Annotated in this window: 15 protein-coding genes; 5 read left to right on the top strand and 10 right to left on the bottom strand. The window is 68.4% G+C overall.

What is annotated here, in order from left to right; all coding sequences use genetic code 11:
- Positions 1-36 precede the first annotated feature (36 nt).
- Together ACSFBM_RS04705 and ACSFBM_RS04700 are read right to left on the bottom strand one after the other, a co-directional pair.
- Positions 37-1,245, bottom strand: coding sequence for a CaiB/BaiF CoA transferase family protein (locus ACSFBM_RS04705; RefSeq protein ID WP_435483345.1), 1,209 nt, complete (start codon positions 1,243-1,245; stop codon positions 37-39).
- Positions 1,242-2,189, bottom strand: coding sequence for a hydroxymethylglutaryl-CoA lyase (locus ACSFBM_RS04700; RefSeq protein WP_435483344.1), 948 nt, complete (start codon positions 2,187-2,189; stop codon positions 1,242-1,244). Before ACSFBM_RS04700 ends, ACSFBM_RS04705 begins: the two co-directional genes overlap by 4 nt.
- A 123-nt stretch (positions 2,190-2,312) precedes the next feature.
- On the opposite strand from ACSFBM_RS04700, the gene ACSFBM_RS04695 reads away from it, so the two are divergent.
- The 3 genes from ACSFBM_RS04695 (at position 2,313) to ACSFBM_RS04685 (ending at position 4,965) form a co-directional block, all read left to right on the top strand.
- Complete coding sequence (locus ACSFBM_RS04695) at positions 2,313-3,215, top strand: LysR family transcriptional regulator (RefSeq protein WP_435483343.1); 903 nt, start codon at positions 2,313-2,315, stop codon at positions 3,213-3,215.
- 116 nt (positions 3,216-3,331) lie between these two features.
- Positions 3,332-4,237, top strand: a complete 906-nt coding sequence (locus ACSFBM_RS04690) for an MBL fold metallo-hydrolase (RefSeq protein ID WP_435483342.1) — start codon at positions 3,332-3,334, stop codon at positions 4,235-4,237.
- Positions 4,225-4,965, top strand: a complete 741-nt coding sequence (locus ACSFBM_RS04685; RefSeq protein ID WP_435483341.1) for a DsbA family protein — start codon at positions 4,225-4,227, stop codon at positions 4,963-4,965. Before ACSFBM_RS04690 ends, ACSFBM_RS04685 begins: the two co-directional genes overlap by 13 nt.
- A 4-nt stretch (positions 4,966-4,969) precedes the next feature.
- Here the strand turns inward: ACSFBM_RS04685 and ACSFBM_RS04680 are convergent, their stop codons facing one another.
- The 8 genes from ACSFBM_RS04680 to ACSFBM_RS04645 form a co-directional block, all read right to left on the bottom strand.
- Positions 4,970-5,695 (bottom strand): ABC transporter ATP-binding protein, encoded by a 726-nt coding sequence (locus tag ACSFBM_RS04680; RefSeq protein WP_435483340.1) that lies wholly within the window; start codon positions 5,693-5,695, stop codon positions 4,970-4,972.
- A complete protein-coding gene (locus tag ACSFBM_RS04675) occupies positions 5,688-6,527 on the bottom strand; it encodes an ABC transporter ATP-binding protein (RefSeq protein WP_435483339.1) in 840 nt (279 codons plus the stop codon). Before ACSFBM_RS04675 ends, ACSFBM_RS04680 begins: the two co-directional genes overlap by 8 nt.
- Positions 6,524-7,522 carry a branched-chain amino acid ABC transporter permease gene (locus ACSFBM_RS04670; RefSeq protein ID WP_435435566.1) on the bottom strand — a complete coding sequence of 333 codons (999 nt, stop codon included), beginning with the start codon at positions 7,520-7,522 and terminating at the stop codon, positions 6,524-6,526. Before ACSFBM_RS04670 ends, ACSFBM_RS04675 begins: the two co-directional genes overlap by 4 nt.
- Positions 7,523-8,395, bottom strand: a complete 873-nt coding sequence (locus tag ACSFBM_RS04665) for a branched-chain amino acid ABC transporter permease (protein ID WP_116907984.1) — start codon at positions 8,393-8,395, stop codon at positions 7,523-7,525.
- A gap of 136 nt (positions 8,396-8,531) precedes the next feature.
- The gene (locus tag ACSFBM_RS04660; RefSeq protein WP_435483338.1) at positions 8,532-9,704 is read right to left on the bottom strand and encodes an ABC transporter substrate-binding protein; all 1,173 of its coding nucleotides are present in this window, start codon (positions 9,702-9,704) and stop codon (positions 8,532-8,534) included.
- A gap of 178 nt (positions 9,705-9,882) precedes the next feature.
- A complete protein-coding gene (locus ACSFBM_RS04655) occupies positions 9,883-10,869 on the bottom strand; it encodes a PDR/VanB family oxidoreductase (protein ID WP_435435564.1) in 987 nt (328 codons plus the stop codon).
- 40 nt (positions 10,870-10,909) lie between these two features.
- Complete coding sequence (locus ACSFBM_RS04650; RefSeq protein ID WP_435483337.1) at positions 10,910-11,686, bottom strand: GntR family transcriptional regulator; 777 nt, start codon at positions 11,684-11,686, stop codon at positions 10,910-10,912.
- On the bottom strand, positions 11,683-12,789 hold the full coding sequence (locus ACSFBM_RS04645; protein WP_435483336.1) for an aromatic ring-hydroxylating dioxygenase subunit alpha: 1,107 nt from the start codon (positions 12,787-12,789) through the stop codon (positions 11,683-11,685). The genes ACSFBM_RS04650 and ACSFBM_RS04645 overlap by 4 nt, the downstream gene beginning before the upstream one ends.
- Positions 12,790-12,935: 146 nt before the next feature.
- On the opposite strand from ACSFBM_RS04645, the gene ACSFBM_RS04640 reads away from it, so the two are divergent.
- A complete protein-coding gene (locus ACSFBM_RS04640; RefSeq protein ID WP_435435561.1) occupies positions 12,936-14,057 on the top strand; it encodes a 5-methyltetrahydropteroyltriglutamate--homocysteine S-methyltransferase in 1,122 nt (373 codons plus the stop codon).
- Positions 14,058-14,093: 36 nt separating this feature from the next.
- Positions 14,094-14,777 carry a glutathione S-transferase family protein gene (locus ACSFBM_RS04635; RefSeq protein WP_435483335.1) on the top strand — a complete coding sequence of 228 codons (684 nt, stop codon included), beginning with the start codon at positions 14,094-14,096 and terminating at the stop codon, positions 14,775-14,777.

The following is a 14,777-nucleotide window of genomic DNA, read 5'->3' as shown; positions in this document are numbered from 1 at the left end:
TCTTTATTTGTGTTCGGAAGAATCGTGGCGCGCAGCTCAGGCCACGGCTGAATCGGCGTGCAGGGCGTCCACCTGCTCGCGTGCATAGCCCAGCTCGGCCAGCAACTCGCGCGTGTGCTCGCCCAGCGTCGGTGGATGCAGCCGCACGCCGAGCCGGTCGCCGCCCAGCGTGATCGGGAACAGCGTGGTCTGCGCCATTTCCCCGGCACGCTCGCCGTCCGGCAGGCGGATGTCCGCGAGCCCGCCAGTGGCCTTGAGGTGCGGATCGTCGTACAGATCCTGCGGCCGCACGATCGGCGCGAAGGGCAGGCCCCTGGCCTCGAAGATCGCCGACAGTTCCGCCGCCGACCGGTCCGCCAGGCGCGCGCGCAGGTCGGCCAGCAGCGTCGGGCGCATCCGCACGCGGTCGTTGTTGGTGAGCAGCGCCGGGTCGGCCTTCAGGTCGGCGAAGCCCAGCGCGTCGCAGAAGGTCTTCCACTGCGCGTCGCTCACCGCGGCCAGAAAGATCTGCTCGCCGTCCTTCACGGTGAACACGTCGTACAGCGCCCAGGCCGAGATGCGGTCGGGCATCGGCGCTGCGGCCTGCCCCGTGATGGCGTACTGCAGCATGTGCTGGCCGACCAGGAACACGTTGTTCTCGAACAGCGCCGACTGCACCTCCTGCCCCTTGCCGGTCTCGGCGCGCTGCATCAGCGCGGCGATGGCGCCGATGGCGCCGAACATGCCGCCCATGATGTCGTTCACGCTGGTGCCCGCGCGCAGCGGGTCGCCCGGCCGGCCCGTCATGTAGGCCAGCCCGCCCATCATCTGCACCACCTCGTCGAGCGCCGTGCGGTGCTCGTACGGGCCGGGCAGGAAGCCCGTGTGGTTCACATAGACGAGGCGCGGGTTGAGCTTGCCGAGTGCGGCGTAGCCCAGGCCGTACTTGTCCATGGTGCCCGGCTTGAAGTTCTGCGCCACCACGTCGGCCGTGGCGCACAGGCGCAGCGCGGCTTCCAGGCCCTGCGGGTGCCGCAGGTCGAGGGCGATGCTCTTCTTGTTGCGGTTGAACATGGGAAAAAAGCCCGCGCCCGCGCCCAGCAGGTGCCGCGTGCGGTCGCCGTCGATGGGCTCGACCTTGATGACCTCGGCGCCCAGGTCCGCCAGCACCATGCCGCAGGTCGGGCCCATGACCATGTGCGTGAACTCCACCACGCGGACGCCGGCCAGCGGCAGGCGTTTTTCCTCGTTGGTTGCCGTGCTCATGCCGCGACCCCTTGCGCAACCGCGAAGGTCTTCGGAAAGCCCGCGCGCCACACCGTGCCCTGCAGCGTCTCGCCGTCGAGCCAACCGGCCACGCGCCGGCGCAGGTCGAGCAGTTTCGGCAGGTCGACGCCGGTGGCCACGCCCATGCTCTGGAGCATGAAGACGAGGTCTTCGGTGTCGACGTTGCCGCTGGCGCCGGGCGCATGCGGGCAGCCGCCGATGCCGGCCAGGCAGGCGTCGAAGCGCGTGATGCCGACCTCCAGCGCCGCGTACACATTCGCCAGCCCCATGCCGCGCGTGTCGTGGAAATGGCCGCACCACAGGCGGTCGCCCGCGATGCGCAGGGCGCGCTCGAACAGGCTGCGCACCATGGCCGGGTCGGCGTAGCCGACGGTATCGGCCAGGCTCACGCGGTCGGCGCCCGCATCGAGCAAGGCCTGCATCAGCCGCAGCACTTCGTCAGGCTCGACGCGGCCCTGCAGCGTGCAGCCGAAGGCCGTGCCCACGCCGCCGTCGATCAGCGTCTTCGAGCCCGCCGCGTCGCGCGCCGCGCGGATGCGGCCCACCTCGGCCACCACCTCGTCGGGCGTCTTGCGCAGGTTGGCCAGGCTGTGCGCATGGCTGGCCGAGAGCGGCACGATCATCAGGTCGGCCTCACCTGCAATGGCACGCTCCGCACCCTTGAGATTGGGCACCAGCACCGAGGCGAAGAGCCCCGGCAGCGTCTTCGCGAAGGCCAGCAGTTCGGCCGTGTCGGCCAGTTGCGGGAGCAGGTGCGCGGGCACGAAGGAGCCGACCTCGATCTCGCGCTGGCCGGCGGCGTGCGCGTCGCGGATCCATTCGAGCTTGCGGGCGGTGGGTAGCACACGGGCGATGCTCTGAAGGCCGTCGCGCAGCCCGACTTCGCGAACGACCGCGCGCGGCGGCAGGAAGGGGTGAATCAAAACTTTGTCTCCGTCGTGAGGGGTACGGCGTCGATGTTAGAAGTTCCGTTTCGGTTCAGAAGGTATATTTTGGAAGCCGTTTGCTTCCAGCACGGAACACCACGAAAACCTCAAGAAGAACACATGCGCGACCTCGACCTCACCACCCTGCGCCTGTTCGTTTCCGTCTGCGAAACCCGCAGCATCGCGCGCGCCGGCGAGCAGGCCAGCATCGTCGGCTCGGCCATCAGCAAGCGGCTGGCCCAGCTGGAAGACGCGGTGGGCACGCCGCTGCTGCTGCGCAAGCGCCGCGGCGTGGTGCCGACGCCGGCCGGCGAAACCCTGCTGGAGCACGCACGCGCCATGCTCGGCAGCGCGAACCGCATCGAGCGCGACATGGCCGCCTATGCGGGCGGCGCGCGCGGCCATGTGCGCATCCTGGCCTCGGCCTCGGTCATGGCCGAGTCGCTGGCCGAAGACGTCGCGGGCTTTCTGCAGGACCCGGCGAACCGCAACATCCGCGTGGACATGGAAGAGCGCGTGAGCCCGGAGATCGTGCGCGGCATCCGCGAGGGCAGCGCCTCCATCGGCCTGTGCTGGGACGCCGCCGACCTCGAGGGGCTGGAGCGGCGCAGCTACCGCAGCGACCACCTCGCCATCGTCGCGCACCCCTCGCACCCGGTGGCGCGGCACGACGCGGTGCGCTTCGAGCAGGTGCTCGACCACGAATTCGTCGGCATGCCCGCGCTGAGCGCCGTGCAGCTGATGCTCGCGCGCGAGGCGGCGGTCGCGGGCAAGCCGCTGGTGTACCGGGTGCTGGTGTCCAACTTCGACGCCGCGCTGCGCGTGGTGCGCGCGGGGCTGGCGATCAGCGTGGTGCCGGCGGAAGTGGCGCGGCCCTTCGCCGACGCCTTCGGCCTGCGGCTGATGCCGCTGACCGACGCCTGGGCGCGGCGGCGCTTCGCGATCTGCTTTCGCGGCGGGGCGGCGCTGTCGCCGTCGGCGCAACTGCTGGTCGCGCACCTGGAGCGGTGCGCCACGGACTGAACTTCAATTCGTCCGGAATCAGAAACTATCAGTTGCCCTGGAGGTGGTTTTTATTTCAGTTCCCGCAACCTAGCATCGGCGCACTGTCACCCTTCATTGCACACAGAAAGACCGCCATGTTCCGCAGAGCCCTCCTCTCCACCGCCGCCCTCGCCGCCCTCACCGCCCTCGCGGGCATCGCGCCGCTGGCGCAAGCCGCCCAGCCGCTGAAGCTCGACGTGTACAACCCCGGCACCCGATCGATGTTTCCGGTGTCGTCCGAAATCGTCACCGGCCAGACCGAGGCCGTGCTGATCGACGCGCAGTTCCAGCGCAATGACGCCGAGGCGCTGGTGCAGAAGATCAAGGCCACCGGCAAGAAGCTCACCACCGTCTACATCAGCCACAGCGACCCCGACTACTACTTCGGCCTCGACGTGGTCCACGCCGCCTTCCCCGACGCGAAGATCGTCGCCACGCCGCAGACCGTGGCCGCCATCCAGGCCTCGAAGGACGGCAAGCTCGCGCACTGGGGGCCGATCCTGAAGGACAACGCGCCCAAGGCGCTGGTGGTGCCCGACGCATTGGTCGGCGACAGCCTGACGCTCGAAGGCCGCAAGATCCAGGTCGTCGGCCTCGACGGCCCCACGCCCGAGCGCACCTTTGGGTGGATCCCCTCGCTGAAGGCTGTGGTCGGCGGCATTCCCGTGTCCGCCAACATCCATGTGTGGGTGGCCGACACGCAAACGCCCGAATCGCGCCGCGACTGGCTCAAGACCCTGGACCGCATCGGCGCGCTGCACCCCAGGACCGTGGTGCCCGGCCACTACCTGCCGAATGCCAACGGCTCGGCGCCGTACACGGTGGCTTCGGTGAAGTTCACGCGCGACTACCTGAAAGCCTTCGAGGTCGAAGCCGCCAAGGCGAAGGACTCGGCCGCGCTCATCGCCGCGATGAAGAAGCGCTACCCCACGCTGCGGGACACCTCGTCGCTGGAACTCGGTGCCAAGGTCGTCAAGGGAGAAATGAAATGGCCGCAATGAACGACACCGCCAATGCAGGCGCGACCCTGCACTACATCTTCGACCCGCTGTGCGGCTGGTGCTACGCCGCCGCGCCGCTGGTGGCCGCGGCGCGCGGCGTGCCGGGCCTGAAAGTCGAATTCCACGGCGGCGGCATGATGACCGGCGCCAACCGCCGCGCCATCACGCCGCAGTGGCGCGAGTACGTGATGCCGCACGACAGGCGCATCACCGAGATGACGGGCCAGCCCTTCGGCGAGGGCTACTTCGAGGGCCTGCTGCGCGACACCGGCGCGGTGATGGATTCGGAACCGCCGACCACCGCCATCCTCGCGGCCGAGTCGCTGCGCGCGGGCGGCGGGCTGGACATGGCGCATCGCCTGCAGCAGGCGCACTACGTGGAAGGCCGGCGCATCGCCGATGTGGAAGTACTGAAGGCACTGGCAGCCGAACTCGGTTTCGACGCCGAAGCCTTCGCTGCGGCATTCGATCGCCTGTCGGGTGCGCCGACTGCGCAGCACATTGCCGAGAGCCGGCAATTCCTGCAGCGCGCGGGCGGCCAGGGCTTTCCGACCTTCGTGCTGGCACAGGCCGACGGTCGCGCGGGCCGCATCGACATCGGCCCATGGCTCGGCCGCGCGGAAGACTGGAAGGCGCAGCTCGCGGCGCTGGTTGCGGCGTCTCAGCCCGCCGCGACCGACACAGCCGCGACGCCGCCGGTGTGCGGCCCCGACGACTGCGCGATCTGAGGCTTCAGCGCGCGACGCCCAGCAGCCGGTCCAGCACCTCGGGCTGCGTGCGCAGGGTCGAGGCCTTGTCGGTGTGCACGATGGTCCCGTGGTCCAGCACCACCGCCTCGTCGGAGATCGCCAGGATCGCCTGCGGGTGCTGCTCCACGATGATCGCGGCCAGCCCCTCGTCCTGCGTGATGCGGCGGATGGCGCGCAGCAGCTCTTCCACGATGATGGGCGCGAGCCCTTCGAGCGGCTCGTCGAGCAGCAGCAGCTTGGGGTTGAGCACCAGCGCGCGGCCCACGGCCAGCATCTGCTGCTCGCCGCCCGAGAGCTGCGTGCCCAGGTTGCTCTTGCGCTCGGCCAGGCGCGGGAACATCTCGTAGACGCGCTGCGCATTCCAGGGATTGGAAGTCCCTCCGGGCCTGCCGGGGCGCTCCACCGCCGTGAGGTTCTCGTGCACCGTGAGCGACTTGAAGATGTTGCGCTCCTGCGGCACCCAGCCGATGCCGGCGGCCGCGCGCTGGTGCGGCGCCAGCTTGTGCAGCGCCTGGCCACCGAGCGTGATGGTTCCGCCGTGCTGGCGCGTCGCGCCCGCGAGCGTGTTGATCAGCGTGGTCTTGCCGGTGCCGTTGCGGCCCAGCAGCGCCAGCGTCTGGCCTTCGCCGAGCGTGAATGCCACGTCGTGCAGCACCACGGCCTCGCCGTAGCCGGCGCTCAGGTTTTCTATTCGCAGCAGCTCAGACATGCGGGGCCTCCCGCCGGGCCGCCCCAAGGGAGGCCTGCGCCCCCTCGGGGGGCAGCGAATGACTATGAGCGTGGGGGTCCATTCCTTCTCCATGGCCCAGATAGACCTCTTTCACCTTGGGATCGTTGGCGATGGTTTCGGGGTCGCCTTCGGTCAGCAGCGTTCCGTTGACCAGCACGGTCATGCGGTCGGCGAAGCTGAACACCAGGTCCATGTCGTGCTCGATGAGCAGCACCGACACGTCGGCCGGCAGCGCGGCCACGGTCTGCAGCAGCTCTTCGCGCTCGCCGGCGGGCACGCCCGCCACCGGCTCGTCGAGCAGCAGCACGCGCGGCTCGCAGGCCAGCGCAATCGCAATTTCCAGCAGGCGGCGCTTGCCGTAGGCCAGGTGCTTCACCTGCTGCAGCGCCACGTCGCCCAGGTGGAACTGCTCCAGCAGTTGCCCCGCGCGCTCGGCAATCGCCTTGCTGGCACCGAGCGGGCGCCACCATTGCGCACCGATGCCCTGGTGTTGCGACACCACGAGCGCCAGCGTTTCCAGCGGCGTCATCGAGTCGAACAGTTGGTTGATCTGGAAGGTGCGCACCAGGCCGCGCGCCACGCGCTTGTGCGGCGCCAGCGTGGTGATGTCCTCGCCCAGCAGCGTGATGCGGCCTTCGGTCGGCGTGAGCACGCCCGTCAGCTGGTTGATGAGCGTGGTCTTGCCCGCGCCATTGGGGCCGATCAGCGCATGGCGTGCGCCGCGCTTCAACTCCATCGTCACGTTGTTGGTGGCCGTGATGCCGCCGAAGCGCATCACGAGGCCGTGGGTGGAGAGCACGGTGTCGGTCATGCCGCGCCACCTTTCTTCTTGCCTGCGCCGAACCACGTCCAGGGCTTGAGCAGACGCTCGCGCCCCACGAGCACCAGCAGCACCAGGATCAGCCCGATCCAGAACATCCAGTACTGCGGCGTCACGGCCGACAACCAGGTCTGCAGCAGCTTGAAGACGATGGCACCCGCCACGCCGCCATACAGCCAGCCCACGCCGCCGATGACCAGCATCAGCAGCACGTCGGCCGAGCGGTCGAAGGCCAGCACGTCGAGCGATGCAAAGCCGGTGGTCTGCGCCAGCAGCGCACCCGCGGCACCCGCAACGGCGGCCGCGATGGTGTAGACCGTGGCCAGCCGCGACACCACCGGAATGCCGATGGCCATGGCGCGCAGCCGGTTGTCGCGAATGGCCTTCAGCGTGGCGCCGAACGGCGAATGCACCAGCCGGCGCATCAGCAGGAACAGCACCAGCATCACGGCCAGCGAATACCAGGCGGCCGTGCGGCCGTACAGGTCGAACTCGAACAGGCCGAGCACCGGCCCCATCACCACGCCCTGCAGGCCGTCGGCGCCGCCGGTGAGCCAGTCGAGCTTGTTGGCCAGTTCGAGCAGCAGCAGCGCGGTGCCCAGCGTGACCATCAGCCGCGTGAGGTCGCTGCCGCGCAGGATCGTCACGCTGGCAACCAGGCCGAGCACGGCCGACAGCACGGTCGCGAACACGAGCCCCACGGTCGGGTCGGGCATGACGAGCTTGGCGAACAGCGCCGCCGCATACGCGCCGAAGCCGAAGAAGGCGGCATGGCCCAGCGACACGATGCCGGTGTAGCCCAGGATCAGGTCGAGCGACATCGCGAACAGCGCGACGATGGCGATCTCGTTGACCAGCAGCGAGTGCGAAGGCATGACGAGCGGCAGCGCGAAGGCCGCGGCCCAGACCACGAATTCGAGCGGGCGCCAGCGGGCCTTGCGCAGCAGGGCCGACTGGAAGTCGGCCGCGGAAGAAGGAGCGCTCATTCAGCGGCCTCCCTTGCGCGTGAACAGGCCCTGGGGGCGCCACATCAATATCAGGATCATCAGCAGGTAGACGGTGAACGCACCCATCTTCGGAATGAAGTACTTGCCCGCCACGTCGGCAATGCCCAGCAGCAGCGCCGCCGCGAGCGGCCCGGTGATCGACGAGGTGCCGCCGACCGAAACCACGATCAGGAAATAGATCATGTACTTGAGCGGAAAGGTCGGGTCGAGCCCCAGAATTTCCGCGCCCAGCGCGCCGCCCAGCCCCGCGAGGCCGGAGCCCACGGCAAAGGTCAGCAGGAACACGATGTTCACGTTGATGCCCAGCCCCGCCGCCACGCGCGGGTCGTCGACCGCGGCGCGCAGCCGGCTGCCGAAGCGGGTCTTCGACAGGATGAGCTGCAGCACCACGGTGAGCACCGCGCACACGCCGATGATGAACAGGCGGTAGTGCCCCATGCCCAGCATGAAGGCGCCGTCGCCGATCTCGGTGCGCCCGCGCAGCCACTCGGGCAGTTGCACGTTCTGCTGCGACGAGCCCACGAAGTAGTCGATGGCCGCCACGGCCATGAAGGCGAGGCCGATGGAAAACAGCACCTGGTCGAGGTGCGACTTGCCGTACATGGGCCGGTAGAGCGTGCGCTCGAGCAGCGCCCCTGCGAGGCCGACCACGATGAACGCGAGCGGCAGGCAGGCCAGGAAAGGCAGGCCGAGCTTCTGCATCGCGAACACGGTGAGGTAGCCGCCGGCCATGGCGAAGGCACCGTGCGCGAGGTTGATGAAGTTCATCAGACCGAGCGTCACGGCGAGGCCGACGGCCAGCACGAAAAGCAGCATGCCGTAGGCGATGCCGTCGAAAAGAATGGTCAACATATCAGCGATTCACCAGCTTGCCGCACAGCACGGCGCCTTCGAAAAACACCGCGGCACCGGCTTCGCCGGCCCGCGGTGCTGCCCCACGCAGGGGATAGGAGAAGCGACACGAAGTGCGCGCAGCCCGGGGCGAGCCTTACTTGGTCTTGCCCGGATCCTTCACGCTCTTGATCACGTCGAACTCGACGTTGTAGAGCTGCCCGTCCTTCTTCTCGACCTTGCGCAGGTACACGTCCTGCACCACGTCGCGGGTCTGCGCGTCGATCATCATCTGGCCGCGCGGGCTCTCGAAGACCTGGCCCTTCATGGCGGCCAGCAGTGCTTCGCCGCCGCCCGCACCCTTGGTGGTCTTCAGCGCTTCGTAGATCACGCGCATGCCGTCATAGCCACCCACGGCCATGAAGTTGGGGCGCAGCTTGGGGTTGGCCTTCTCGAAGGCTTCCACGAACTTCTTGTTCATGGCCGAAGGGTGCGCCGCCGAATAGTGGTGCGAGGTGACCACGCCCAGCGCGCCGTCGCCCATGTCGTTGAGTTGATCGTCGTCGGTCACGTCGCCGGTGGCGATGAGCTTGATGCCGGCCTTGTCCATGCCGCGCTCCAGGAACTGCTTCATCACCGCCGCGCCCGCGCCCGAGGGCACGAACACGAACAGCGCGTCGGGCTTGGCGTCGCGCACCTTCTGCAGGAACGGCGCGAAGTCGGGGTTGCGCAGCGGCACGCGCAGCTTGTCGATCACCTTGCCGCCGTTGAGCTGGAAGCGCTCGCTGAAGAACTTCTCGGCGTCGTTGCCCGGGCCGTAGTCGGCCACCAGCGTCACCACCGTCTTGATTCCGTTCTTGGGCGCCCAGTCGCCCATCGGCACCGACACCTGCGGCAGCGTGAAGCCCGAACGGATGATGTAGGGCGAGGCCTCCGTGATGCTCGAGGTGGCCGCGGCCATCACGAGCTGGGGCGTCTTCGACTGGGTGGCGATGGGCGCCACGGCCAGGGCCAGCGGCGTCAGGCCGAAGCCGGCCAGCACGTTGACCTTGTCGTTCACCACCAGTTCCTGCGCCAGGCGCTTGGTGACGTCGGGCAGGCCGGTGTCGTCCTTGACGATCAGCTCGACCTTCTTGCCGGCCACGGTGTCGCCGTTCTGGGCCATGTACAGGCGAGCGGCGGCTTCGATCTGGCGTCCGGTGGAGGCCGACTGGCCGGTCATCGGCAGGATGAGGCCGATCTTGAACTTGTTGTCCTGGGCGCTGGCCAGCGACATTGAAAGCGCGAGCGCCGACAGGGCGGCGGTCTGGATGAGATGGCGTCTTTGCATGTTTTTCCTTCAGGGACGGAACTCGAAACCGGGGCTATTTTCAACACTTTGCAACATTCGGCGAAGCAGGCAATCACCTACCCGGCCTCCTTCGCAGGCCTTTGTTGCGCGATCAACAAATGAACTGCGCGATGATCGCGCAAGGCGGCGCGAACCCGGTCGCCCGGGTGTTGCGGCCTCAGTGGTCGGCGCGGTACGCGGAGTCGAGCGTGAGCGTACCCACGGCGCGTGACACGCAGGCGCAAATGCGCGTGGTCGACTCTTTTTCGTGCTCGCTCAGGAACACGTCGCGGTGATCGATCTGGCCGTCGACGGCCAGCACGTCCATGGCGCACAGGCCGCATTCGCCGCGCTTGCAGTCCCACAGGGTCTGCACGCCCGCGGCGTCGAGCGCTTCGAGCAGGGTGCAGTCGGCCGGCACGGTGATCGTCAGGTCGTGGCGGGGAATGTGCACCTGGAAGGGCTGGGTGGCGTAGCGGCCGCTGCTGCCGAAGGTTTCGAAGCGCAGGTCCTCGATGGGGCGGCCGGCCGCGTGCCAGGCGCGCTTGAGCGCTTCGAGCATCGGCACCGGGCCGCAGGTGTAGAGCTGCCCGCCGGGCGGCAGCGCGGCAATGGCGGCCGCGAAATCGATGGGGGCCGAGCCTTCGTGGGCCGACACGCCCTCGCCCAGCGCATCCTGCAGGTGCGAGAGGTAGCCGAACTCGCCGGCGTGGCGGGCACCGTAGAGCATCTTCACCGGCACGCCGCTGCGCTTTGCATGGGCACCGAGGCGCTGCGCCATCAGCACCAGCGGCGTGATGCCGATGCCGCCCGCGACCAGCAGGTAGCCGGGCGCGGACAGGTCGAGCGCGAAGTGGTTCTGCGGCGCGCTCACCTGCAGGCGGTCGCCCACCGACAGTTGCCACATGGCGAGCGAGCCGCCGCGGCCGTCGTCGAGCCGCTTCACGGCAATGCGCCAGCACTGGCCGTCACCCTCGCCGACCAGCGAATACGAACGGGTCTGCACCTTGCCCTGCGCCGTCATCACCTGCACCTGCAGGTGGGCGCCGGGTTCATAGGTGGCGGCAAAGCCGCCGTCGGGGCGCAGTTCGAACTCGCGCACGGTGGGCGTCACGTCGCGTAGCGCCACGACCTGCGCCTGCATCCATTGAAGATCGCTTTTCATCGGGGGAACACCAAAGGCAAAGAGGGAAAAGGACGGCCGCTCAGCCGCGCCGGCGAATCAGTTGCACGCCCGGCAAGGGGCGTTGCTCGGCGCTCGGTGTGCCGTGCAGCGCCTCGCGCAGGTTGCGCCGCGCAATGCGGCTGTGCTCGCGCATCAGCGCCTCGGCGCGCGAGCCTTCGCCGGACTCGATGGCGTCGAGCACCTGCAGGTGCTGGTCTTGCGCAATGACGAGCATGTCGCGCGCGGCGGGCGAATTGGCCTGCACGATGACGAAGCCCGAGGGAGAGGCGAACGGCAGGTTGACCACGCGCTCCAGTTGCTGCGCGATGACGGGGCTGCCCGCCATTTCGCACAGCAGCGCATGGAAGCGCTCGTTGTGCGTCACGTAGCGCGAGAAGGCCGCATCGTCGAGCGCGGGCTCGCGCAGCAGCTCGTCGATGCGCTGCAGGCAGGCGCGCGCCTCGCGCAGCACCACGGGCGCCGCGCCGCGCTCGGCCGCGAGCCGCGCGACCAGGCCTTCGAGCGTCCCGCGCAGCTCGATGGCGTCGGCCACGTCGCGCTCGGAGAAGGTGCGCACCGCATAGCCGCCGTTCGGCAGGGCTTCGAGCAGGCCTTCCTGTTCGAGCCGCATCAGCGCGGTGCGCACCGGTGTGCGCGACACGCCGAGCTGTTCGGCGATGGCCACCTCGGCAATGCGCGCGCCGCCCGGCAGCTCGCCCGCCAGGATCATTTCGCGCAGCCGCAGCTGCGCCTTCACGCCCTGCGAACTGCCGCTGTCGCCGGGCTCGGCGGCGCTGGAAACTGCCGCGACTTTCATGCGGCCTGCTTCTCGGCAGGACGGATCGGGATCGCGGCGCGCGCGGGCTTTTCCTTCTCGACCATGCGGTCGATCAGCCGGCGCGCCCACATCGAGCCGGCGTCGATGTTGAGGTTGTAGAAGGTGTGGTCGGGGTGGTCGTCCATGGCCTTCTGCTGGGCCTCGAGCACCAGCTCGTCCTCGCGGAAGATGCCCGCCACGCCCTCGCGCAGCTCGTGCGTGAGGCGCTGCTCGCCGATGCAGTAGTTGCGCGAGAAGGCCCAGAAGTACAGGCAGGTCTTGTCGGTCTCGGGCGTGATGGTGTTGAGCACGTAGCCGTTGACGCCCTTGCTGCGGTCGCCAGCGTCGCCGTTCTTCGGCACGGCGCCGCTGCCCGCCTCGGCCACGCCGACGTCGATGTTCACCGTGCACGGGCCTTCGAAACGGATGATCTGCCAGCGGTCGACCTTGCCCATGTAGCCGCGCGCATGGCGGATCTGGCCGCCCCAGAACGGCGGCGGGTCGATGTTTTCCATCCAGCGCGTGACGGTCGCCGAGCGGTCGCCGTGCGTGGCCACGAACGGCGCCTCGGCGACCTCGCGGTTGCCGATGGAGGAGCCGTGCACGAAGGTCTCGTGCGTCAGGTCCATGAGGTTGTCGACGACCAGGCGGTAGTCGCAGTTGACGCGGATCATCTTGCCGTCGCCGGCCCAGGCCGGGTCGTCGTTCCAGTGCATGTCGGGAATGAGCGCCGGGTCGGCCTTGGCCGGATCGCCGGGCCAGATCCACACGAAGCGGTGCTTCTCCACCGCCGGAAAGCTGCGCACGCAGGCCGAGGGGTTGAGCGTTTCCTGGCTCGGCATGTGGGTGCAGCGGCCCTGGCTGTTGTAGACCAGGCCGTGGTAGCCGCAGACCAGCTCGTCGCCTTCGAGGCGGCCCAGCGACAGCGGCATCAGCCGGTGCCAGCAGGCGTCTTCCAGCACGGCCACCTGGCCGTCGGTGCGGCGGAACAGCACCACTTTCTGGTTGCAGATGGTGCGCGGCAGCAGCGCGTGACGCACTTCGACGTCGTAGGCGGCGGCATACCAGGCGTTCAGTGGAAAGGCAGTCGTGGGCGTTTTCATGAATACTCAATGTATACAGAAACTGCCGAATTTCCAGCGAAATGTGGCGTTTTCAGGGTAAACACCGAGATCGCTGTATACAGTCATCGGCATCCTGAAGGCGCTACGATGCCCTTCGTTTCCCCCCAATCAAGACGGAGTCATCCATGTCACAGCACGTCGCATTGCCCGCCCGCTACGACCACGTGGGCAGTTTCCTGCGCCCCAAATTCCTGCTCGAAGCGCGCGAGCAAAAGGCCAAGGGCGAGATCACGCCCGAGCAGCTTCGCCTGGTCGAAGACAAGGCCATCACCGAGATCGTCAAGTTCCAGGAAGACATCGGCCTGAAGAGCATCACCGACGGCGAGTTCCGCCGCACGTACTTCCACATCGACTTTCTCGACCAGCTCGGCGGCGTGAAGACCGACATTCCGGTCACCATCCGCAAGCCCGACGGCACCGAGGAACTGGCCCCGCCCGCGATGCGCGTGATCGACAAGGTGCGCCACATCAAGGACATCCAGCTGGCCGACTTCCAGTACCTGAAGAGCCAGGTCGCCGCAGGCAACACGCCCAAGGTGACCATTCCGTCGCCGACCATGCTGCACTTTCGCGGCGGGCGCGCCGGCATCAGCAAGGACGCCTACCCCGAGCTGGACCCGGCCTTCTACGACGACGTGGCCAAGGCCTATGGCGACGAGCTGCGCTCGCTGGCCGCGGCCGGCTGCAACTACGTGCAGATGGACGACACCAACCTGGCCTACCTGTGCGACGAGCACATGCGCGAAGCGGCCCGCAAGCGCGGCGACGACCCGAACGAGCTGCCGCACCGCTACGCCGCCTTCATCAACAAGGTGGTGGCGCAGAAGCCGCCCGGCATGCTGCTGGCCATGCACCTGTGCCGCGGCAACTTCAAGAGCACGCACGCCGCGGCCGGCAACTACGAGCCGGTGGCCGAGGCGCTCCTGAAGGAAATGGACCTGGACGCCTACTTCATGGAGTACGACGACGCCCGCTCCGGCGACTTCAAGCCGCTGCGCTTCCTGCCCAAGGGCAAGACCGTGGTGCTGGGCCTGGTCACCACCAAGTTCGGCGAGATGGAAGACAAGGACGAGCTGAAGCGCCGCATCGACGACGCCGCCAAGTACGCCTCGCTCGACCAGCTGGCGCTGTCGCCGCAATGCGGCTTCTCCAGCACGGTGCACGGCAACAACATCGCGGTGGAAGCGCAGCGCGCCAAGCTGCGCCTGGTGGTCGAGACGGCGCAGGACGTCTGGGGCTCGACCTGATGCGTTGAGGGCCGGTTTCTGGTGAAGTCGCAGCCCATGACGACAACCCTCTACTCCGGTCCCCTCAGCATGTTCGGCGCCAAGGTCGAGATCGCGGCACGCGAAAAAGGCGTGCCCTTCGATCTCGTCATGGTGCCCTTCACCACCGACGACGCCTACGAGCCCAAGCACCCCGAGGTGCTGCGGGTCAACCCCGTCAAGCAGCAGGTGCCCGTGTGGGTCGACACCGTCGACGGCGGGGTGTCGCTGTTCGACTCGACACAGATCTTCGAGTACCTCGAAGACCGCTACCCCGGCCCCGCGCACCTTGCGCTGTGGCCCGAGGGCATTGCCGAGCGGGCCCGCGCGCGGCAACTGGAGCAGAAGTCCGACGAGGTGTTCTTCCCGAACGTCATCAGGCTCTTCGGCCTGCAGCACGACATGAAGAGCGCAGCAGCCGTGGCGGCCTGCGCCGGCTGCGCGCGTTTCTACGAAGAGATGGAAGGCCTGCTCGCCGAACGCGAGTACCTGGCCGGCCCCTACTCCTTCGCCGACATCGCCTTCTACATGGCGTACGTGTTCGCCGACCGCAAGGGCGCCGGCATGACCGGTGCCACGCCGCGCCTGCTGGCCTGGCGCGCGCGCGTGGGCGAGCGGCCCGCGGTGCGCGCGGTGGTCGACCCGATGATGGCGTTCCTGGCCTCGCACGGGCGTGGCGTGCCGGCCTTCCTGCAGCGGTGA

Source organism: Variovorax pasteuri, from assembly GCF_051216435.1.
Taxonomy (GTDB): Bacteria; Pseudomonadota; Gammaproteobacteria; order Burkholderiales; family Burkholderiaceae_C; genus Variovorax.
Note: the sequence above shows the minus strand (reverse complement) of the source record. Positions and strands in the feature narration are given on the sequence as shown.

Coding starts and splice junctions, on each gene's coding strand:
- ACSFBM_RS04705 (WP_435483345.1), bottom strand. CDS start 1,245: ATGAGCACGGCAACCAACGAGGAAAAACGCCTGCCGCTGGCCGGCGTC.
- ACSFBM_RS04695 (WP_435483343.1), top strand. CDS start 2,313: ATGCGCGACCTCGACCTCACCACCCTGCGCCTGTTCGTTTCCGTCTGC.
- ACSFBM_RS04690 (WP_435483342.1), top strand. CDS start 3,332: ATGTTCCGCAGAGCCCTCCTCTCCACCGCCGCCCTCGCCGCCCTCACC.
- ACSFBM_RS04685 (WP_435483341.1), top strand. CDS start 4,225: ATGGCCGCAATGAACGACACCGCCAATGCAGGCGCGACCCTGCACTAC.
- ACSFBM_RS04680 (WP_435483340.1), bottom strand. CDS start 5,695: ATGTCTGAGCTGCTGCGAATAGAAAACCTGAGCGCCGGCTACGGCGAG.
- ACSFBM_RS04675 (WP_435483339.1), bottom strand. CDS start 6,527: ATGACCGACACCGTGCTCTCCACCCACGGCCTCGTGATGCGCTTCGGC.
- ACSFBM_RS04670 (WP_435435566.1), bottom strand. CDS start 7,522: ATGAGCGCTCCTTCTTCCGCGGCCGACTTCCAGTCGGCCCTGCTGCGC.
- ACSFBM_RS04665 (WP_116907984.1), bottom strand. CDS start 8,395: ATGTTGACCATTCTTTTCGACGGCATCGCCTACGGCATGCTGCTTTTC.
- ACSFBM_RS04660 (WP_435483338.1), bottom strand. CDS start 9,704: ATGCAAAGACGCCATCTCATCCAGACCGCCGCCCTGTCGGCGCTCGCG.
- ACSFBM_RS04655 (WP_435435564.1), bottom strand. CDS start 10,869: ATGAAAAGCGATCTTCAATGGATGCAGGCGCAGGTCGTGGCGCTACGC.
- ACSFBM_RS04650 (WP_435483337.1), bottom strand. CDS start 11,686: ATGAAAGTCGCGGCAGTTTCCAGCGCCGCCGAGCCCGGCGACAGCGGC.
- ACSFBM_RS04645 (WP_435483336.1), bottom strand. CDS start 12,789: ATGAAAACGCCCACGACTGCCTTTCCACTGAACGCCTGGTATGCCGCC.
- ACSFBM_RS04640 (WP_435435561.1), top strand. CDS start 12,936: ATGTCACAGCACGTCGCATTGCCCGCCCGCTACGACCACGTGGGCAGT.
- ACSFBM_RS04635 (WP_435483335.1), top strand. CDS start 14,094: ATGACGACAACCCTCTACTCCGGTCCCCTCAGCATGTTCGGCGCCAAG.